This window comes from Chloroflexota bacterium (assembly GCA_020161265.1).
Lineage (GTDB): Bacteria > Chloroflexota > Chloroflexia > Chloroflexales > Herpetosiphonaceae > Herpetosiphon.
The window spans coordinates 391,899-410,867 of the sequence record JAIUOC010000004.1; the positions used below are offsets into that span (position 1 = coordinate 391,899).

The 18,969-nt window shown below is 49.9% G+C and carries 20 protein-coding genes; 13 read left to right on the forward strand and 7 right to left on the reverse strand.

Going from position 1 to position 18,969, the window contains the following annotated elements; all coding sequences use genetic code 11:
- Positions 1-21: 21 nt before the first annotated feature.
- Entirely contained in the window at positions 22-2,856 is a 2,835-nt protein-coding gene (locus LCH85_11655; protein ID MCA0352640.1) for an SUMF1/EgtB/PvdO family nonheme iron enzyme, read from the reverse strand.
- 568 nt (positions 2,857-3,424) lie between these two features.
- Between LCH85_11655 and LCH85_11660 the strand changes: the two genes are divergently transcribed.
- The gene (locus LCH85_11660) at positions 3,425-3,916 is read left to right on the forward strand and encodes a peptidylprolyl isomerase (GenBank protein ID MCA0352641.1); all 492 of its coding nucleotides are present in this window, start codon (positions 3,425-3,427) and stop codon (positions 3,914-3,916) included.
- A gap of 3 nt (positions 3,917-3,919) precedes the next feature.
- Here LCH85_11660 and LCH85_11665 read toward each other — a convergent pair whose 3' ends face one another.
- The 3 genes from LCH85_11665 to LCH85_11675 form a co-directional block, all read right to left on the reverse strand.
- Positions 3,920-4,558 (reverse strand): carbonic anhydrase, encoded by a 639-nt coding sequence (locus LCH85_11665; protein MCA0352642.1) that lies wholly within the window; start codon positions 4,556-4,558, stop codon positions 3,920-3,922.
- Positions 4,559-4,667: 109 nt separating this feature from the next.
- Positions 4,668-5,384 (reverse strand): carbonic anhydrase, encoded by a 717-nt coding sequence (locus LCH85_11670; GenBank protein MCA0352643.1) that lies wholly within the window; start codon positions 5,382-5,384, stop codon positions 4,668-4,670.
- A gap of 63 nt (positions 5,385-5,447) precedes the next feature.
- Positions 5,448-6,242, reverse strand: a complete 795-nt coding sequence (locus tag LCH85_11675; GenBank protein MCA0352644.1) for an alpha/beta hydrolase — start codon at positions 6,240-6,242, stop codon at positions 5,448-5,450.
- A gap of 71 nt (positions 6,243-6,313) precedes the next feature.
- Here LCH85_11675 and LCH85_11680 point away from each other — a divergent pair, with 71 nt between their 5' ends.
- From LCH85_11680 to LCH85_11715, 8 genes are all read left to right on the forward strand, one after another.
- Entirely contained in the window at positions 6,314-6,568 is a 255-nt protein-coding gene (locus LCH85_11680; GenBank protein ID MCA0352645.1) for a thioredoxin family protein, read from the forward strand.
- Between the two features lie 2 nt (positions 6,569-6,570).
- Positions 6,571-7,122, forward strand: a complete 552-nt coding sequence (locus tag LCH85_11685) for a TlpA family protein disulfide reductase (GenBank protein MCA0352646.1) — start codon at positions 6,571-6,573, stop codon at positions 7,120-7,122.
- A gap of 38 nt (positions 7,123-7,160) precedes the next feature.
- Entirely contained in the window at positions 7,161-8,054 is an 894-nt protein-coding gene (locus LCH85_11690; GenBank protein MCA0352647.1) for a DUF2085 domain-containing protein, read from the forward strand.
- Between the two features lie 23 nt (positions 8,055-8,077).
- Complete coding sequence (locus LCH85_11695; GenBank protein ID MCA0352648.1) at positions 8,078-8,932, forward strand: alpha/beta hydrolase; 855 nt, start codon at positions 8,078-8,080, stop codon at positions 8,930-8,932.
- A gap of 63 nt (positions 8,933-8,995) precedes the next feature.
- On the forward strand, positions 8,996-9,682 hold the full coding sequence (locus LCH85_11700) for an AzlC family ABC transporter permease (protein MCA0352649.1): 687 nt from the start codon (positions 8,996-8,998) through the stop codon (positions 9,680-9,682).
- The gene (locus LCH85_11705) at positions 9,679-9,978 is read left to right on the forward strand and encodes an AzlD domain-containing protein (GenBank protein ID MCA0352650.1); all 300 of its coding nucleotides are present in this window, start codon (positions 9,679-9,681) and stop codon (positions 9,976-9,978) included. The genes LCH85_11700 and LCH85_11705 overlap by 4 nt, the downstream gene beginning before the upstream one ends.
- Positions 9,979-10,044: 66 nt before the next feature.
- A complete protein-coding gene (locus LCH85_11710; GenBank protein MCA0352651.1) occupies positions 10,045-10,284 on the forward strand; it encodes a hypothetical protein in 240 nt (79 codons plus the stop codon).
- Positions 10,285-10,365: 81 nt separating this feature from the next.
- Entirely contained in the window at positions 10,366-11,601 is a 1,236-nt protein-coding gene (locus tag LCH85_11715) for a HAMP domain-containing protein (GenBank protein ID MCA0352652.1), read from the forward strand.
- Positions 11,602-11,716: 115 nt separating this feature from the next.
- Here LCH85_11715 and LCH85_11720 read toward each other — a convergent pair whose 3' ends face one another.
- The gene (locus tag LCH85_11720) at positions 11,717-12,496 is read right to left on the reverse strand and encodes a type III pantothenate kinase (protein ID MCA0352653.1); all 780 of its coding nucleotides are present in this window, start codon (positions 12,494-12,496) and stop codon (positions 11,717-11,719) included.
- Between the two features lie 156 nt (positions 12,497-12,652).
- Between LCH85_11720 and LCH85_11725 the strand changes: the two genes are divergently transcribed.
- The 4 genes from LCH85_11725 (at position 12,653) to LCH85_11740 (ending at position 16,982) form a co-directional block, all read left to right on the forward strand.
- Positions 12,653-13,960, forward strand: a complete 1,308-nt coding sequence (locus LCH85_11725; protein MCA0352654.1) for an NERD domain-containing protein — start codon at positions 12,653-12,655, stop codon at positions 13,958-13,960.
- A gap of 432 nt (positions 13,961-14,392) precedes the next feature.
- The gene (locus LCH85_11730) at positions 14,393-14,917 is read left to right on the forward strand and encodes a VTT domain-containing protein (GenBank protein MCA0352655.1); all 525 of its coding nucleotides are present in this window, start codon (positions 14,393-14,395) and stop codon (positions 14,915-14,917) included.
- A 34-nt stretch (positions 14,918-14,951) separates the two neighbouring features.
- Complete coding sequence (locus tag LCH85_11735; protein MCA0352656.1) at positions 14,952-16,367, forward strand: hypothetical protein; 1,416 nt, start codon at positions 14,952-14,954, stop codon at positions 16,365-16,367.
- A gap of 21 nt (positions 16,368-16,388) precedes the next feature.
- Entirely contained in the window at positions 16,389-16,982 is a 594-nt protein-coding gene (locus tag LCH85_11740; GenBank protein MCA0352657.1) for a histidine phosphatase family protein, read from the forward strand.
- Here LCH85_11740 and LCH85_11745 read toward each other — a convergent pair.
- Both LCH85_11745 and LCH85_11750 read right to left on the reverse strand, forming a co-directional pair.
- The gene (locus LCH85_11745) at positions 16,968-18,068 is read right to left on the reverse strand and encodes a glycosyltransferase family 4 protein (protein ID MCA0352658.1); all 1,101 of its coding nucleotides are present in this window, start codon (positions 18,066-18,068) and stop codon (positions 16,968-16,970) included. The genes LCH85_11740 and LCH85_11745 overlap by 15 nt on opposite strands.
- The gene (locus LCH85_11750; protein MCA0352659.1) at positions 18,065-18,913 is read right to left on the reverse strand and encodes a glycosyltransferase; all 849 of its coding nucleotides are present in this window, start codon (positions 18,911-18,913) and stop codon (positions 18,065-18,067) included. Before LCH85_11750 ends, LCH85_11745 begins: the two co-directional genes overlap by 4 nt.
- Positions 18,914-18,969 lie beyond the last annotated feature (56 nt).

Below are 18,969 nucleotides of genomic sequence, written 5' to 3' on the forward strand. Positions count from 1 at the left end.
GTTCTATGTTCTCACGCACCCTCAACGCCGCGCAATAACACATCGAAAGCCACGAACATGATATATATCACCAAAGGGATGAGATCGAACTCGATTCAAACCTAAAGCGGTTCTACTATTGTCATTGTATGAAATACCCCTTAGCACCATTTCTCTTAGGCTATCGTTCAGTATTTGTTGGATACACTCGAAATTCTTACTGTAAGGCGTTGTCAACCATTCCCACAAATCACTAGTACTATCAGCAACTCCACAGGCGGATTGCCCTATCAGCCCTAAATCAACAGATAGTGGTCGATTGGTATCGCTCTGGTTATTAACTGCATACTCAGGGGTTGCTGATTGATTGCCCCATGGGTAAGTTTGGCGATTGGCTTGATCATTGTAAAATACAGCAACATCCCATTCAGCTTCACTGGCCAAGCAAACTTGATAGAACTGTGGCAGACAAGGCTTAAGTTGTTGATTAAGCCAACTGCAATAGGCCACTGACTCATACCAACTCACCCCATAGACTGGTTGATTCAGATATTTGTTTTGGATTTGGCGATCCCAAGCCCATGGCTTTATCTGCTGATTTCTATGATTCCATTCGCAACCATGCTTCGACCACCAATCATCGTTTTGATACCCACCAGCTTGTATAAAGGCTTGATATTGCTCGACTGTAACCATAAAGCGCCCAACCCAGTAGGGTTCAAGCCCAACAGTTGTGTAAGTTTCCTGTTCATCCCAGCCGCCGACTTTATAACTGCCTGCAGGCACATAGCGCCAGTAGTGATTGCCTTCACGGCCAAATTGCTGTGATAGCTGATGGGTCTCCTGTTGCCATTGCTCCAAGCTCACGGGGTAGCGTGGGTCGCCCAAGCCAGCTAAGAGTTCGGCGGCGTTCTGGCGTTCTCTAACCAACAATGGTGATGGTTCAATTGGCGTGCCTTGGTAATAATCGAGTGCTGCTTGGCCATGTTCACGGTCATTTAGCAATTGAGCTAGCCCCTCGCGTAGGATGCGCTTAATCCGCCGAACATCAATCCCTGCACCACTCAACAAACCCCAATCGCGGTCGGCTCCCAACTCAGCAGCAAGCACCAAATCACGATACCACGCATATAGATGTTTACGATGATCGCTATGGTATTCATACTGATCGATCAAGGCCGTCAATAATTCGCTGATTTTACTTGCACCCAAACTTTCGCTGGTCAGGCAACCAACGCCCAAAAAAATCGGCTCACGCCAACGGTCATCACGCCGTAAGGCCAAAATCTGCCTGATCGATTCATGAAAGAGCAAATGGCGGCCCGCGCTATGTTCTTGCAAGGTCAAGTGGGCAAAGGCATAGACATTGCCTGTATCTTCAGGCTGTAACAAGCCACTGCGCTGATCGATATAAGCAATACAGCGCTCGGCAGCGCGATAAGGATCAGCAACTTTTACTAAATCGAAATATTCCATCAATTCAAGTTTTAGCTCCCGACTCGGAATCCGCCCACGACCATCTTCAGAGGTGGCTTGCAAATGGGCTTGATAACAAATATGATCGAGTACCCGATTGCGTAGTTCTTGGCTGGTAATTCGTTCGTCGCCAATGGCTTGGCCTAAATTCTGACCCTCACGTTTAGCATCCCATTGGCCCAGCAATTGGCCCAACATTTGTTCGTAGAGGCTATGACGGTCGCGGGGCAATACGCCATTTTCAGCCAACACAAAAATCATCATGCTTAACAACAAGGGATTTTCGGCCATCTGGCGTAGTTTTTGGCGCTTGGGGTCGTGTAAAGCCTGCAATAATTCTTTGCTATAACGTTGGGCATCATCGCTGCCAATTACCCCATTGGCAACTAATTGAGGAAACCAATAGTTGATAAAGTGGGTAATCTGGCCGCCTGTAAAAGGAGCTAAATCAACCATCGGCCATTGAGTGATATTACTAAACTCTTGTGTCCAAGCCCGTGAGCGACAGGTAATCAGCATCCGCGCATTGGGTTTCCAATCGGCAAAAATTCGTAGCAATGTCAGCAAAGAAGCTCGATCAAGGCTACGCTCATTAGCTTCTAGTGGAACTTCATCCAAGCCATCAAACAAAAATAGCACTTTGGCTGATTGAGCCAAGCCAGCAGCTAAAAGTTGACGCGGCTCATCTAAGCCATATTGGTTATGCAGATAGTGCTCAATTGCATCGAGTAGCAAGCCAATTTTTGGCTCGGCGTTCAAGCCCAAATCTTTACCAGCCAAGGCTCCCGTCAATCGGCGTAACGGGATAAAGATCGGCAATAAACACAGGTTATCAGCCCAGCCAAGCAAGCTGGTTTGCTGATTAATCTGATCAAGACCACGCTGGGCTAAGGCCCAAACCAAATGTTTGGCAAAGGTTGATTTGCCACTACCAGGCACACCACACAAAACTAAGTGTTGATGCTGGGCGACCGTTTCGGTAGCTAATTCAGCGCGAAACAATGCTACTTCACCCGATCGATTGTTGTTGACCGTAACAATTGCCTGATCTGGCAAACAGCGATCTGCACCCAATTCTTCAGGGATTTTAAACGTGCCTTGTTGCTGTCGGGCTAATTCATCAATCGTTAACTCGCGAACGACTCGATAGTGCCCCTGCATAGCCAGCATAACATACACCGAAGCAAGCTCAATCCCTGATTCGAGGCGTGAGGCACTCAGGCCAACTACCCGCATTTTACGATGGCTATTGGCAAGTTGCTCCAAGTAGCGCACCAAACGCTGACGTTCCAACTCCTCAGGTTGGCGACCATAGATAATCGTGCCTAAATTGACCCCGACGACTGGGCCATGAAACTCTGAACCATCAGCATTGACTGAACCAGTGGTGTGATCAGACATAGACAAAACCTTCTTTCAAGCGTGGGGCAGCCTTTGTTTGATTGTAGATGAAGGATGTAGCTATGTAAAGGATGAAGGATGAAGGATGAGGGATTAGCAATCTGGCATTTAGCGCAGAGGGGGTGAGGGATCAGGATTCAGGGGCTAGGGGTCAGCGAATTGAAACACGCTGCATGAACCAGATCCCTGAACGCTCATCCCTCACCCCTCGTCCTTCGTGGATCAAAAACAAACTTCGTGTAACTTCGTGTCCTTCGTGGATCAAAACTTAGCCCCTGATCCCTAACCTCTAATCCCTGCTATAATCCCACGGTGATTTTTTATGTCCTGTGAGGAGCCTTAACCGATGCGACGAACAACCACGATTGCGCTGTTGGCGCTAGTATTAACCGCTTGTGGTTCAGCTGAATCAACCACAATTCCAACGATCGAAACGCGCCCAACCACCGCCCCAACTGCTGAAGTAGCCCCAACCGAGGCGAGCACTGGCCGCCCAACCACCGCTCCCAGCGATGGTAGCAACACCAGCAGCCCTGGCATGCCGAAGCAATATGCCAGCGAACCAGCCATGACGATTGATGTTAACAAGCAATATATCGCGACCCTCAAAACTCAAAAAGGCGATATTGTGATTGAACTCAACGCCAAAAATGCTCCACGCACGGTCAATAACTTTGTGTTCTTGGCTCGCGATGGTTTCTACGATAATGTGACCTTCCACCGCGTGATTCCAGGCTTTATGGCTCAAGGTGGCGATCCGACTGGCACTGGGATGGGTGGCCCAGGCTATCAGTTTGTCAACGAATATGAAGATACCACCAGCAATTTGCTTTTCGATAAGGCTGGGGTTTTGGCGATGGCCAACGCTGGCCCTAATACCAATGGCTCACAATTCTTCATCACCTTGGCTCCAGCTTTGCACTTGACCCCTGATGCTTATACCATCTTCGGCCAAGTAACTGCTGGTCAAGATGTCGTTGATCAAATCACGCCTCGCGATCCAAATATGGGTGGCGCACCTGGCGATGCGATCTTGACGGTTACGATTGAAGAAAAATAGTGCTTAATCAAGTGGCGTAGTCAATAATTCGACTGCGCCACTCACCAAACTATAATATGCCCCTACAATCCTCAACAGGCCCGCTTGCTCACGCTGAGCCAACAATGGTATCTGCTGCAACTCAGCCACAGTATGCACCACATTCGCCCGAACTGCTGCATCCAAGCGGTCGGGAGCATGAATATCAATTTCAGCAACCGCTGGACGCAGATGATCAACTAAAACAGCAATGCGATCGGGCGCAGTTTGATGCTGATCAAGCATGTTAATCGTCGCTTTGACAGCGCCGCAATGCTCATGACCAAGCACCACTAGCAACGGAATTTCGAGCACATCAGCGCCAAATTCGATGCTGCCAACGGTTACTTCATCGATCGCATGGCCTGCCGTGCGAATCACTAACAAATCGCCAAAACCACAATCAAACAATAATTCGGGAATCACCCGTGAATCGACGCAGCCGAGGATCATGGCAAATGGGTGTTGGCCTTGGGTTAGTTGTTGGCGGTATAAACTATCGTGGTGAGGCTCGAGTGGGAGGTTGGCGACGAAACGAGCATTCCCGGCCAGTAAATAAGCCAGCGCCGCCGCCGCATCAACGGTCAATGTTTGCAGATCTGGCAAAACAACAGGTGGAGCCATCGGAAAACCTTTCCTTGTATGCAAAGCATCATTGCTACCAGCATATCAAGCCTTGGCTCCAACACTGTTATGGTTCCGCTACCCAAGATACGTATCTAATGACCCAAGCCTAGAAAAATTCGACAGTGCCACTATCTAAATGGTAGTAGCCGCCGATAATTTGGACCTTGCCTTCAGACTCAAGTTGGGCCAACAATGGCGCTGCTTTCAAGGCAGCCACGGTTAATTTGGTATTTTCACGCACCACTGCATCAACTAAATCGCTTGGCTCTTGACCAGAAGCTTTGACGGCTTCAACCGCAGGCCGAATATGTTCAACGATTGAGGCAATTTGATCGGGCGCAGGAGTATTGCTTTCAACCGATTCGATCGTAGCGGTTACGGCACCACATTTTTGATGACCCAAAACCATCACCAAGGGAATGCCCAACTCAGCAGTCCCAAATTCGATGCTACCAATTGCCACGTCATCAATCACTTGGCCAGCTGTGCGCACCACAAACAAATCGCCAATCCCGCGATCAAATACCACTTCTGGCCCAACCCGCGAATCGACACAGCCAACAATTGTGGCAAAAGGTTTTTGGCCTTTGGCCGTCGTTGTACGCCGATTGGGATCTTGGTTGGGGTCAACCGTAAGATTGGCCACAAAACGGGCATTGCCATCTTTGAGCAGTTGTAAAGCACTATCGGCGTTAAATTCAGTTGGCTCAGCGGTTGCCGCAGGCTTGATGGTTTCTTCAGCACCGCAGCCAGCCAATAAACCTAACGTCGCAACTCCCGACACACCTAAAAATTGTCGTCGCGATAGTTTGCGCACATCCATGAGTGCTACTCCTTAGATAGCTAGAATCAAACTTGCCCATTATAGCCCTAACGCTTGCGCCAATCAACCATGTTGAGCCTGCTCCAAAAAGACCCGAATTGCACCATAAGCAATTTCTGGTTGCTCCAAAACGCTCATATGCCCAGCATCAGGAATCGTCACCAAACTGGCGTGCGGCAAAGCTGCGACCATGGCATGGGCATCGTTAGGCGTGGTAATTTGGTCGTCGTTGCCAACGATCACAAGGCTTGGCAGCGCCATCGTCGAAAGATAGGGCGTTGAATCAGGGCGACTGGCCATGGCATGGGCTGCGCTGGCAATCGTTTTAGGATTGGTCGTGAGCATCATGCCGTTGAGCCTCTCGATCAAACGCTGATCCTCAGCATTGGCGGGGCTGAGCAATTTGGGCAACATTTGGGCGGCAATCGGGGCCGCCCCTTCGCGGAGAGCGGTCTCAGCGGTTTTCAAACGATTTTGCTTAGCATCGTAATTGTCAGATGTGGCTTTGGTATCAATTAACACCATTGCCCACAAACGCTCAGGATAGCGTCGCGCCAAATTCAGCGCAATATAGCCACCCATCGATAAACCAAGCACCGCAGCCCGATCAATGCCTAGACCATCCAATAATTCAATTAAATCGTTGGCCTGATCATCGAGCGTCCAACTCTCACTGCCACTTGATTCGCCAAAGCCACGTAAATCGGGGCTAAGCACCCGATAGCGGCTAGCCAAGGCCAAGCGAGCCTCATCCCACATCGAACGATTGAATGGAAAACCATGAATACACAACACCACCTCGCCATCACCACCATCATCGTACATCAAACTACGACCACGAACGTCAATCGGCGGCATGAGCTAGCTCCTTCCAAAAAATACACTCGTTGATCGTGGACGCGGTACAATAGCATGCTAGGAGGGTCATCATGAACTGGCAGCTTTATATGCGTCCCGGGTGTCACTTATGCGACGAAGCCGAGCATTGGCTTGAAGCGCTAGCGCAGGAGTTTCAAGCTCAGCTTGTGTGTATCAATATTCTTGATGATATAGCAGTGTATGAGCGTTATAAGTATAAGATACCTGTGCTGCAAATTGCAGCCCAATCTTGGTACTATCCGTTCAATGAGACTACCATCCGCAATGCACTCAACTCTATACCGAATCCAGATCAAGGAGTTTAATAATGATAGGCCGTTTAGCCTCGTTTGGATGTATGCTTTTGTTACTGGCCGCATGTGCCAGTCAAGCTAGTCCCACAGCACAAAGCCTGCCAGCCGCCAATGTCAGCTTAGCCCAAAACTTGAGTTTGGCCGAAGGCACAGTTCAAATTGGCGAGCAAATTCCTGAGCTAAGCTATGAGCAGGCAGGTAAAAAGGTCGCGCTGAGCGATTTTCGTGGCAAAGTTGTGGTGCTCAATTTTTGGCAAACCACCTGTGTACCGTGCCGCACCGAAATGCCCGATTTCGAGGCAATCGCCCGCGAACGCCAAGATGTGGTCTTTATTGGTGTGAACAAAGATGAAAATGCTGAAGTTGTGCAGCGTTTTGCCAGCGAAATTGGGGTAAGCTATGTATTGCCACTGGATCGCGATGGCAGCATTAGCCAAGCTTTTAATGTTAACTATTTGCCCACAACCTACTTTATTGATCCCAATGGGTTGGTCCAGAAAATCCATGTTGGAGCAATCAGCCGCTCGCAAACGCTTAAGCTGATCAGCGATTTTGGGCAACCCTAAGCCATAAAACAACCCTAAGTAGTAGGAGTAGCCCGATCATGAATGAACGTGATCTCAATCGTTTAGTGCTTGAAAAGGCCAAGCAACAAGTTGAAGCCCGTAAAGCCGAGCGCGAAGTGCTTATCCAAGAGGCGCGTAAACCCAAGCCCTTGCCCGAACGCGATGAACGCCCAGCCTTGTGGGGCTTGATCGGGGTGTTAATCACATTAACGATTGCTGGGCTATTTTTAATTCCTGGCAATTTCACCGAGAAACTTAGTTGGGTGGTGCATGGAGTTTGCTCGAAGGAGCATACCCTGAGCCTTGGCGGCACGATGATGCCACTCTGTCAGCGTAATACTGGCTTGTACAGCGGTTTCTTGGCTACAATCATCACGCTCAGTTTGTTGGGCCGTGGCCGCGCCGCCAAACTACCACCTTTGGCAATTGGGATTGTGCTGGTGCTGAGTGTCGCTTGGATGGGCAGCGACGGCTTTAATTCGTTGTTGCTTGATATTGGCAACTACAATCTCTACACACCGCAGCCAATTTTGCGCATCCTCTCAGGCTTGGCCATGGGCATTAGCATGGGGTCGATGTTGCTATTTGCCTTCAACATCAGTGTGCGAGCCAATGCCCGCCACGATCAACGAATTATTGGCAGTTGGCGCGATTATGCGATTTTAGTGGCGGTGGCAATTTGTCTGTTTGTACTGACCCAACTAGCTTCACCCTTTATCGCCTATCCGTTGGCAATTTTCAGCACGGTTGGCATTTTAAGTGTTATGTTTATCGTCAACATTATGATCATCGCCATGATCACCCGCAGCGAAAATACAGTTGTGCGTTTGAGCCAACTGGCGCGGCCAGCAATTTTTGCTAGCTTTATGACTGCCGCTGAGTTTGGGTTATTGGCATGGCTGCGGATCATTATGGAACGTTCAGTCGCTTAGTAGATTTTTGGAGGTACTTTGGCATGCCCCAGGCAGCAATCAATGGCATCACGCTTAATTATGAAGTCGCTGGGCAAGGCGCACCCTTGCTCTTGATTATGGGATTGGGCGGCACGATCGATGGGTGGCGCAAGGAACTGCCGTTCTTAACCAAGCATTTTCAGGTGATCTATTACGATAATCGTGGGGTTGGCCAAACCACTGCTCCCACCGATTTCACCGCCTATAGCATGGAGCATTTTGCTGCCGATGCGATTGGCTTATTGGATCATCTGGGGATTGAGCGAGCGCACGTTTGGGGCGTTTCGATGGGTGGAATGATCGCCCAGCATGTGGCCTTGAATTACCCTGAGCGCGTACAAGGCTTGGTTTTGGGCTGTACGCTACCGCATTACGCCAGCGATCCTGCCAATATTCCCGCCTTGCCCGCCGAGTTTCATGCTGAAGCCAGCAACCTCGCGCCCGAAGCCTGGGTTTTAGAACTGATGCTGAGTGGCACGCAAAAAACTGCCCACGAAGTTATGCAAGATAGTGTGCGCTTTAATTTTGCTCCCGCCTTTGTCGAAGCTCATCCCGACGTGATCGAGGAATATATTGAGGTGGGCATGCAAAATCATGGGCCAGCTCATGGCTTTATGGGCCAATGGAGCGCAATTATGAACCACAGCACAATCGAGCGTCTGCCTAAACTCCAGCATCCCACGCTGGTGCAGCATGGCGATGCCGATGTTTTGGTGCCAATTGGCAACGGGCGCTTGCTGGCGCAGATCATTCCCAATGCTGAATTTCAATTAATTCCTGGCAGCGGCCATTGCTATTTTATCGAGCAACCCGAGCTAGCCAGCCAAGGCGTGCAGGCCTTTCTGCAAAGCCTCTAATTTCGGTCGATGTTTCAGCAGGCTGATTCAACAGCCTGCTGTTTTTTTAGCCAAGGAAGCTGTATGCATCCAAAATATCAAGCATGGTTCGCCGGAATTAAAGCCGAAATTCCGATCGTTTTAGGGGTTGTGCCATTTGGGGTGATTTACGGCGTAACTGCATTAAAACTTGGCTTATCGCCATGGCTCATCCAAGCCATGTCCACAATTATTTTTGCTGGCTCCTCGCAGATGATCGTGGCTCAATTGTTTGGCACAGGCGTACCCAACCTAGCGATTATTCTGACCGCAGCGGTGGTGAATTTGCGCCACGCCTTGTATAGTGCCTCGGTTGCGCCCTACTTGCAACAACTTAAACGCGCTTGGCGCATCCTTTTGGCCTATTTGCTGACCGACGAGGCCTATGCTGTGGCAATTACCGGCTATCAAGACCGCAATGACTCAGAGTATGGCCATTGGTACTTCTTTGGGGCAGGCTTTATGCTTTGGTTCTCATGGCAGCTCAGCACAGCAATTGGCCTCTTGGTTGGTAGCCAAATTGGCACAATGCCAGTCTTGGAAATCGCCTTAGCCCTGACCTTCATTGGTATTTTAGTCCCGACTTTACGCGATAGAGCGGTGATTGGCGCAGCGGTGACTGGGGCGAGTGTGGCGGTGCTAGCAGCAGGCTTGCCCTATAAATTGGGCTTGATTGTGGCAGCGATTGTGGGCATTGGGGTCGGTTTAGGGCTGGAAGGAAAACGGGCATGAGTCAGTGGCTCACAATTGTGATTATCGGTTTACTTACGTTCGGAATTCGCTACTCCTTCATTGCCTTGTTTGGCAACGCCAATGTACCAGAGATCATCAAGCGGGGTCTACGCTTTGTGCCTGCAGCGGTTTTGGCGGCGATTATTGCCAGCGAATTAGCGTTGAACAATGCCCAGATTGATCTGCTTAGCCCTAAAATGGCCGCTGGGGGGATTGCGATCATCGTGGCTTGGTATACACGTCAAGTCATACCAACCCTCGTAGCTGGTTTCATCGTATTTTTGTTGCTGAATTAGTTGCAGGGCAGGCAGTTCTCCCGTAAAATAGAAGAGCAGCATCCTTGATCGACAAAGGAGACGACCATGCAGCTGATTGGCAGTTTGGGCATTCTGGGGTTTGGCTTGGCGCACCTTGTGCTAGGAGCCATTTTGTTAGCCACTGGCTATCGCACCCTGACCAAAGAAATTATCCCGCGTTTGGTGGAAGCCCGACCTAGCGCTGGTGCTCGCGTCGGCGCAGTTTTGGGTGGAGTCGGTTGGACAGTCGCCGTTGCGCTGTTTTGCTTTTTAGTTGCCGGGCGAGCTGCCCAAATGGTCTTGTAGGCCATTCTTGCAACGCTCAACAACGAATCAACAACAGCATAATCGCATGGATCATATCAACACTATTTACATTGAGGCATTATGCGTTCATCGATTCGTCAACGTTTTGGCTTAGGCCTGATCATTCTGGTGATGGTGGTGGGCAGTGCCAATATCATTGCTCGCTGGTCACTGGGCAAGTATCGCACTGATGTCGAGGCGCTGATCGATCAAACGATTCCGCAACTTGATTCATTGTTGCGGCTGCAAACTAGTGCCCAAGGCATCACCCAAAATACTCTTGCATTTTTGCAAACCAAAGATGATCAATATCTGCTTTCGCGAACTGGTTGGGTACGCGAAACTGAGCGTTTAATTGGCGTGATGGATGGCTTAACTGATGATACAAATCAGCCTGTTCAAGCAGCTTATGTGACGCTGCGCCGCTCGGTGCAATCAATTATTGAAGATACCCAAACCTTTATCGATCGCTCTGCCACCGACGACCCCCGCGTAATCGAACGCCGCTTTGATCAAGTGCGCGATTTGAATTTATCGTTCGACACGCGCTTCAAAACCTACCGCGATTTAGTCACCGAAGAAGGCGTTCAGCGCCGCGCTAATATCTCGAATAATCCATTGCGCTATATGAATGTGCTGGGCGTGATTGGGGTAATTGCCCTGATTGGCATGACGATCTTATTTCATCATATGATCTTTAAGCCAATTCGCACTTTGCAAAAAACTGCCCAAACTGTGGCTGCCGGCGATTATGCCCAACGGGCCGAAGTTAAACGCCTGGATGAAATTGGCGATGTGTTTGTCGCCTTCAATCATCTGCTCGATAGCATTAACAACGAGCAGCAAGCCTTGCGCGATCAGGTTGAGCGGGTTGATCAAGCTCGCCATGAGGCCGAAATTGCCCGCAGCGATGCCGCCGCCCAACTCGACACCATCCAAAATCAACGGGCAATTATTCGCTCGATGAGTGTGCCGATTTTGCCTGTTGGCAAGCGCATGTTGGTGGTGCCATTAATCGGCGAACTTGGCCCACAACGCCTCAAAACCCTGCAAACCAATGTGCTTGGCCGCATCTCGACTGACCGCCCACGCTGGATTATTATCGATGTGACGGGTGTGCCAGTAATCGACAATATGGTCAGCGAAGCCTTCTCAGAACTAATTGATAGTGTGCGACTCTTGGGCAGCGAACCAATGCTGGTTGGCATTCGGCCCGAAGTTGCCCAAGCCTTAGTCACCACAGGTATGAATTTCAATAGTTTGGTGGTTGAGGCTACGCTGCAAGCAGGCATCGCCTACGCCGAACGCCATAGCTAAGCGATATCCTCACACCCTTTGCCGCCCACTGGGCGAGGGGAACCACCGCATCATGAAACTTGGAACTCCCCTCTCCCGCCGCAGTGGGAGAGGGGTTGGGGTTAGGGACGCTCGATTATTGACGATTCATGGCATGAATCATTTTGAGGCCTTCGTGGGTCAGCCATGGGTCAACATGATCAATGACATGGGTTTCGCCAGCAATAATATCGGCAATAACTTCAGCCTGACCACCAGTTGCGACAACTGTTCCACGCATGCCCAACTCCTGCCACATACGCGTGACCAAGCCTTCGACCAAGCCCGCATAGCCCAAAACAATCCCCGATTGCATATAGTGCGAGGTGTTTTTGCCAATTACGCGCGGCGGTCGGGCTAATTCCACATGATAAAGTTTGGCAGCAGCCCGAAACAGTGCATCAGCCGAAATCCCAATGCCTGGGGCAATCGCGCCACCAATATAATCGCCCTCAGCTGAAATCACATCAAAGGCCGTCGCCGTGCCAAAGGCAATCGCGATAACAGGCCCGCCATAGCGCCGAAAGGCGGCAACCGAGTTGGCAACCCGATCAGCTCCCAGTTCGCGCGGTGTGTCGATCAATAATCGCATACCAGTTTTGATGCCTGGGCCAATCACGACTGGCTCAACATTCAAATAGGTGCGGCTCAATTCGCTAAACACACTGGTTAAGGGCGGCACAACACACGAAATCGCACAGCCCTCGATTTGATTGATCGCAATGCCACGCAATTCAAACAAACTACGCACCAACACAGCATACTCATCGGTTAATTTTTGGCGTTGGGTTGATAAACGCCAATGCGCCACCATCTGATCGCCATCCCATGCAGCGATTTTGCTATTGGTATTGCCAATATCGATTGTTATTAACATTCTGCTTTTTCCACATCAGCGTGAATCAAAAATCCAATCCATTATTGCATACTTTTGCTTTTTCAACTATTTTTAACAATTCGTCAATGCACGGAGCAACGAAACAATGATAATATAAGCACAGAATTGGCTTTTTTTTGGCTAGGGAGCGTACCCGTGGCCGTTCAAGTTTGGATTGGCGAAAAGCCCGAACACCCTAATGAGCGTAAAGCAATTATTGCCTTAGCCAACGGTCTCGACCGCTTGGAAGGCCTTTATGTCATGCTGGCAAATTTTAGCGTCGGTGGCCATACCATTGACCTTGTGGTGTTGAAGAACGATGCAGTCTTTATTCTTGAAATGAAGCACTGCGATGGCAAGGTTTATGGTTCGGTCAATGGGCGCTGGAAGGTGGTCAGTAGCGCTGGTTCGGTCAAATGGCTCAATCAAGGCCGCAAAAACCCCTACAACCAAGTGATTGCCTATTACTATGCCTTCCGCAATTTCTTGCACGACCATCAGCACGAAATTATGTCGGAGCAAAAGGCTAGTCAAACCGATTTTCGGGCATGCAAGCGTTTGATCGTCATCTCACCTATTTTAGAGCGTGGCTCGGAAATAAATCTCGATTGGCGGGTCAATGTTAAAGGCTTGGATGAATTACCAACCCACTTGGTGACTGAGCGCACCGATGAAATTCATTTCACCGATGAGGAAATGCTCAAAATTCCGCGCTTGCTGAATTGCTCGATCTGGGAAGAAGTAAATCAATTAGTGGCGGGTGTGATGCCTGCCTGGGATGATACACCCTCTGATCCGCCGCCAGCTGCTCCACCACCTGAGCCGATTGCCTTGCCCGAACCGGTGATCGAGCCAGCATTGCCAAAAACTTGGCCCGAACGCCTACGCGATAGCTCGTTACGCACCCGTTTCAATGTTTTAGGTTGGGCGGTTGTCTCAATTTTGTTGATATTAGTGTTAGTTCAGGGTCGCAATATCACGATCATTTCGAATGCACCAACGCCTGAGGTTTATGGCACAATTCCAGTTCCAGCAGCCTCGCCAACCCCAAGTGGCTGTATTACGACGTTTGGGCAAACCATTCGCAAGGCACGCGACCCAATTTCCTATCAATGGTATACGATCGATAGTCGGGCCAGCGAGACGGCCTATGTAGCAGTAACGCTTGATCGGGTGCAATTTTGTGCCGACCAAATTGTGCTGCATTGGAGCGTCCAAAACACAACAGCTGGCATTGTTCAATTAGGTTTGACGAATAATAATATTGCGGTGAGCGACACCAGCGGAATCATCTATCGCCTACGCGAAGAACGCCAAACCATTCGCGTGCGCAACGGCAAAATCAGCAGTGGCACTGTAACGATTCCACGCTCAGTCAATTTTAGTGCCAATACCCTAACGATTGAGCTGCTCAACGAGCCATTCGGCGGCCAATTGTGGACGGTGCAAGTACCCAAAAAATAAAGAGCATAGAACAGAGAGCATAGAACATAAAATGCGTGGTCGGGTATTTGGAAATAGAAGAATTCGAAGCTTGTTTTGATCCACGAAGGACACGAAGGGACACGAAGTTCTATGTTCAAAAAACAGTGCCACGTTCCCCTGGCCTCTAATCCCTAGCCTCAACCCTTTTCAGGTTTTGCACCTCTGGGTTAAATTTGCTCCCCGATCCCCAACAACCGATCCCCAACCCCTATGTTCTTTGTTCTTTGCTCTATGCTCTCGTTTTGACTTAAAATCAACCTAATGGTCTTGATCCTGCGATAGCTATGCTTTAAGGTTGGGCCAAACCAGTACATTCGCAACTATTTTTGGCCCCTAAGAACTAGCAACTGATCAATGGATAGTACTATGCGCAACAGTTGCAATGAATGCTAGAATTGAAAGAGCCAGTCGATGACAACACCAGCGATGCCAAAGCCCAACCGCTTGCGGGCGATCCTTACCATTGTGCTTATGATCGTAATCAGCCTTGGGTTGTTGCTGGTCGATTTTCGCCATTTTGGTCAATATGGCTATGTTGGAGTGTTTGTGCTGGTGCTGTTGGGTAATGCAACTGTGGTTGTGCCCGCGCCAGCGTTTATGACCGCCCTCGCTGCTGGCCGCACCCTCAATCCCTGGTTTGTAGGAGTTATCAGTGGGTTAGGGGCTGGTATCGGTGAGCTAACTGGCTATATTGCTGGGCGGGCAGGTCGTAGCGCCTTTGATCAACAACGCTTTACACGGATTCAGGGCTATGTTGAACGTTGGGGAGCACTCGCAATTTTTGGCTTAGCAGCCCTACCGAATCCACTGATGGATCTTGCAGGCATAGCCGCAGGGATCGCACGGATGCCATGGTACAAATTTTTGTTGGCATGCTGTGCTGGTAAAATTGTGCGCTTTACCATCCTTGCGCTGATCGGTCAATCTACAACTTGATGCCAGTGTCATCTTTTTTGGAAGGGAGGAACATGTGCATCATTTGCGAACGTTTCGTACATTAGGCTTGCTTAGTTTGCTGGGGTTGCTGTTAATTGTGGTGCAGCCAAGCCAAGCCCAACAACCGCTATCGCCAAAAATTAGGCCCGAACCAACGTTGAGTAATCGCCAACCTTTGCGTAGCACTGCTCCTCAAGGTGGCACTGAATGGCTCGTTCCGTGTTCTGCCAGCGCAGAGAATTGGCAAAGTGCTGTACGCGAAGATACTGCTGCACTCAATTGCGAAATTTATGTGCCTGAATCGGCCATGGTTTTTGTCATGGCGACGGGTAGTTTCAGCATGCAAACCAATGCGGTAACCAATACCTACGAAGGCCGCATTAGCCTAACGTTTGATCAAGTTTTGCGCGAAAGCAGCACCCGTTGGGGCAACGTGTACGCTTTAGGCCAACTCAATACTGGCGAAACGAGCATTTTTGCCAGTACCACAGTCTTTACGGCCAGCGCCGGCGTGCACACAGTAAGTTTAGTTGGGGGCTTTGTTGGTTATGGCCCTTTGACATTAAACAATGCCCAGTTAACCGTCTTAGCCTTCCCAACCAACTCGGCCAATATTCAGGTTTGCGCCACCGATACGGGCTTAGGGGTCTGGCGAGCAACCCCAAGCATCAGCACAATCCGTTCATGTAGCTTCAATCTAGCCAGTAATAGCACGGTATTTGTTAGTGCTGATGGCTCAGCCCTACCCATTCCAGGCAATGAGGTAGCATTGCAATTCCGTTTAGGCGTTGATGAGGCCACGATTGGCGATGTTCGCACTGATCGTTATGTTGATGTTGATAGTGTTGAGCCAAATTCTGAGCAAGTTGATGGCAACGATATCTCAACCTCAATTGCCGCGAGCTTCAACTTAACTGCGGGCAACCATACCATTAATTTCTTAGGCCATGGCAATGGTAGTGATGCAGCCTACCTTTCACGCTCAAGCTTGGTGGTATTGATCTTCCCTAGCATTAGCCCATTTCGCACCTGCACCAGTATGAACGATTTGAGCAGCTTTTTCAGCAATAGCGAATTTAGCTCATGGGCTAATTGTTTGTTAATCGTTACTGGTGCTCATCGGGTGATTGTCGTTGGTAACGTGACGGTGGGCCAGCAAAATGGCGAGCCACAAGTGCGCACCCGTTTACGCAGCAATACAGATCCGATCATCGGCAGCACCCGTACCAGCGATTTGACGATCTTTCGCATGGTTGGCGGCCAAGGCGACGACAAAACCATGACCTCAGTTGGGATGGCTGAATTAGCTGGTGGCTTGAATATTTTCAATTTTGATGGCTATCCATCAAATAGTAGCACGGTGCGCATGATCGATCCAAACATGCATGCACTAGCATTTCCCGACCCATTCAGGTATAAACAATATACGCCATTAGCTATTGGCGAATAAGTGTTAGCCTGTGGGGGATTCATGCGGGTCTATTTGATACGGCATGGTCAATCGGAAGAAAATGCCGCTGATTTAAAACGTTTAATTGGACTAGAAGATTTTCGGCAGTTATTGGAGCATGCCCAGCATTCGCCATTAACTGCCTTGGGCCGTGAACAGGCGGCGACCGTTGCCGAGGAAATAGCCGCATTCAAACCTACTCATTTGTATAGCAGCCCTTATATCCGGGCCTTCGATACGGCCCAAATTATCGCGGCACGGGTTGGGCTACCAATCCAAACGATCAACGAATTGCATGAAATTAGTGCGATTGTGCCATTTTTGCTGCGCCGCGAGCGTCATCGTGCCTTGCGCACAATGTATATTCGCGGTTATCTCTCACAATTAATTCCGCATCGACCACTGTGGGGCGAAACTTGGTGGGTCGCGCAACGCCGCGTGATCAAAGCTTGGAATACCATGCTTGAGCAATGGTCGCCTAGTACTCGCGCCGTGGTCGTGGCCCATCGCGCTTTTATTTGGATGACCCTACGCTATTTGCAACGCCATGGTGGCTGGCGGATCATTCGGCGCAGCACCGACAATACTGGAATTTCTGAATTAGAGAGTATCTAAAGTCGCTACTAACCGTTGAGCAACCTGCTGCCAGCTAAATTTGGCAGCCTGAGCGCTGGTTTGAGCGGCTAAGCTTTGTTGCCATGCCGAGTCATGGCACATGCGTTCTAGAGCTGCAACCCACGCAGCTTGATCGTTTGGCAACAAGCAGCCAGCTGCCCCAACCGCCTCAGGCAACGATGAGCTATTTTGGGCCAAAACTGGTGTGCCACAGGCAATCGCTTCGAGCGCTGGCAAGCCAAAGCCTTCATACAACGAAGGAAATGCCAGCGCCAACGCTCCACTATACAACGCAGCAAGTTCAGCTTCGGGTACATCGGCAATGCGCCAAACTCGCCCTTGAAGTTTGGGATGCTCTAGTAATTGTTCGCTGGCAGGGTTGCGCCACCGCCCGCCCAGCACCAAACCAACCTCAGCAGTTTGAGCAGCCTGCCAAACATCAAGCAAAAAGTCGATTTGCTTATGTGGTTTATCCGAGGCAACATACACAATATAGCGCTCTGGTAAGCCATATTTTGCCCGTAGTGCTGTAATTGCAGTGGCAGGCTGGAGCTGAAATTGGGCTGAAATGCCAACTCCCAAATAGGCCAAACGCTGTGGCTTCACCCCATAAAACTGGGCAATATCGCTAGCTGCTGAATGCGAAATTGTGCCAATCGCCGCCGATTGCTGAATCGCCACATGATGCAAGGCCGCTATTTGCCAACGTTTGAGGCGGCTAAATGTCGCTGGCACGCGCCACGAAATTGTGTCGTAAATTAATGTCAGGCTAGGGCAGGGCTGGAATAATGGGCGAATATAATAGGGGAAAATCGCTAGATCAGCCTGAATCTCACGTAGCAAGCTGCGCCATTCGCGATGTTGACCGATGCTAAATAAGCCATGGGAAACCCGCGAGACTTTAGGGTGTTGCAAAAACGGCCTGAGATTAAATTGGGTACGCGGTTGCTGTGGCAAGATGAGATGCAATTGTTCAGCGATTGGCGTTTGCAATAAAGCCAAGCTTAATTCATAGCAAAAGCGCCCAATTCCCGGAAAATGGTCGTCGAGCACGCGTAAATCGAGCGCAATTGTGGCTTGTTTCATGCCTGATACCAACCCCAAATGTAACCCAAGGCTCCAACATAACTAGTTAATGCTTTTAAAGGCTTGAAGCTGGGTCGCCACGATGGCGCAGCAAACGAGTAAGGCAGGAAAATATTAATCGGCAAAATTAGCGTGCGCAGCAGCCAATAGGCCAAGGCATGCAATGGCGTTTTGAGCACACGCCCCCGCCCTCGTGCTGGGTCGCGCCGCACCTCTTGGGCATGGCCAACTCCATACAACCAGTGTTTGCGCAACAGTGCCCACAAATTGGCCGGAGCCGGATGCCATGTCCAGGTATTAGGGACTAAAATAAAGCGATAGCCCGCCCGCCGAATCCGCGTAAAAAACTCAGTATCAACCCCGCGAATCAATTCGTTGTTAAACCCAGCAACTTCATCGTACACTTCGCGCCGCATCGCGCAACAGGTCGTGGTTAATTCGCAATAAAACGAAGGCGGATCAGGATTACTTTCGAGTGGCGTTTGCACGACGGCATGTTCAATTCGCGGAACTTCGCGGGCGACCCAACGCTGAAAAGCCGAAGCATCGGGCGGCAAGAGTTTCGATGCTCCCGTTACGCCAATCGTTGGGTCGGTGAGCAAGGGCTTGACGAGTTGTTCAATCGCATCGTCGTTGGCTAAAATCGCATCATCATCAATAAAAACGAGGTAGGGCGCAGTTGTGCGCACGGTGGCAGTATTACGGGCTTTGCCATTGGGGCGCACACCGACCGCAACCTCAATTTGGCAGGGTTGCCAGGTTTGGCGGGCAATCGAGGCCCGCAAGGCCGTAATCTCGCCATTCAAGGCCGGAATAACCACAGCAATTTGGGGAATTTCAGTCACAACCAATCCATTCAGCTAAACCAGCAATGCTGCGGTTAATATACCATGGTGATAAG

Excerpts from the sequence above, each read along its gene's own strand:
- LCH85_11655 (MCA0352640.1), bottom strand. The coding sequence starts at position 2,856 with ATGTCTGATCACACCACTGGTTCAGTCAATGCTGATGGTTCAGAGTTT.
- LCH85_11730 (MCA0352655.1), top strand. The coding sequence starts at position 14,393 with ATGACAACACCAGCGATGCCAAAGCCCAACCGCTTGCGGGCGATCCTT.
- LCH85_11670 (MCA0352643.1), bottom strand. The coding sequence starts at position 5,384 with ATGGATGTGCGCAAACTATCGCGACGACAATTTTTAGGTGTGTCGGGA.
- LCH85_11705 (MCA0352650.1), top strand. The coding sequence starts at position 9,679 with ATGAGTCAGTGGCTCACAATTGTGATTATCGGTTTACTTACGTTCGGA.
- LCH85_11695 (MCA0352648.1), top strand. The coding sequence starts at position 8,078 with ATGCCCCAGGCAGCAATCAATGGCATCACGCTTAATTATGAAGTCGCT.
- LCH85_11680 (MCA0352645.1), top strand. The coding sequence starts at position 6,314 with ATGAACTGGCAGCTTTATATGCGTCCCGGGTGTCACTTATGCGACGAA.
- LCH85_11690 (MCA0352647.1), top strand. The coding sequence starts at position 7,161 with ATGAATGAACGTGATCTCAATCGTTTAGTGCTTGAAAAGGCCAAGCAA.
- LCH85_11685 (MCA0352646.1), top strand. The coding sequence starts at position 6,571 with ATGATAGGCCGTTTAGCCTCGTTTGGATGTATGCTTTTGTTACTGGCC.
- LCH85_11715 (MCA0352652.1), top strand. The coding sequence starts at position 10,366 with ATGCGTTCATCGATTCGTCAACGTTTTGGCTTAGGCCTGATCATTCTG.
- LCH85_11740 (MCA0352657.1), top strand. The coding sequence starts at position 16,389 with ATGCGGGTCTATTTGATACGGCATGGTCAATCGGAAGAAAATGCCGCT.
- LCH85_11665 (MCA0352642.1), bottom strand. The coding sequence starts at position 4,558 with ATGGCTCCACCTGTTGTTTTGCCAGATCTGCAAACATTGACCGTTGAT.
- LCH85_11745 (MCA0352658.1), bottom strand. The coding sequence starts at position 18,068 with ATGAAACAAGCCACAATTGCGCTCGATTTACGCGTGCTCGACGACCAT.
- LCH85_11710 (MCA0352651.1), top strand. The coding sequence starts at position 10,045 with ATGCAGCTGATTGGCAGTTTGGGCATTCTGGGGTTTGGCTTGGCGCAC.
- LCH85_11720 (MCA0352653.1), bottom strand. The coding sequence starts at position 12,496 with ATGTTAATAACAATCGATATTGGCAATACCAATAGCAAAATCGCTGCA.
- LCH85_11675 (MCA0352644.1), bottom strand. The coding sequence starts at position 6,242 with ATGCCGCCGATTGACGTTCGTGGTCGTAGTTTGATGTACGATGATGGT.
- LCH85_11660 (MCA0352641.1), top strand. The coding sequence starts at position 3,425 with ATGACGATTGATGTTAACAAGCAATATATCGCGACCCTCAAAACTCAA.
- LCH85_11700 (MCA0352649.1), top strand. The coding sequence starts at position 8,996 with ATGCATCCAAAATATCAAGCATGGTTCGCCGGAATTAAAGCCGAAATT.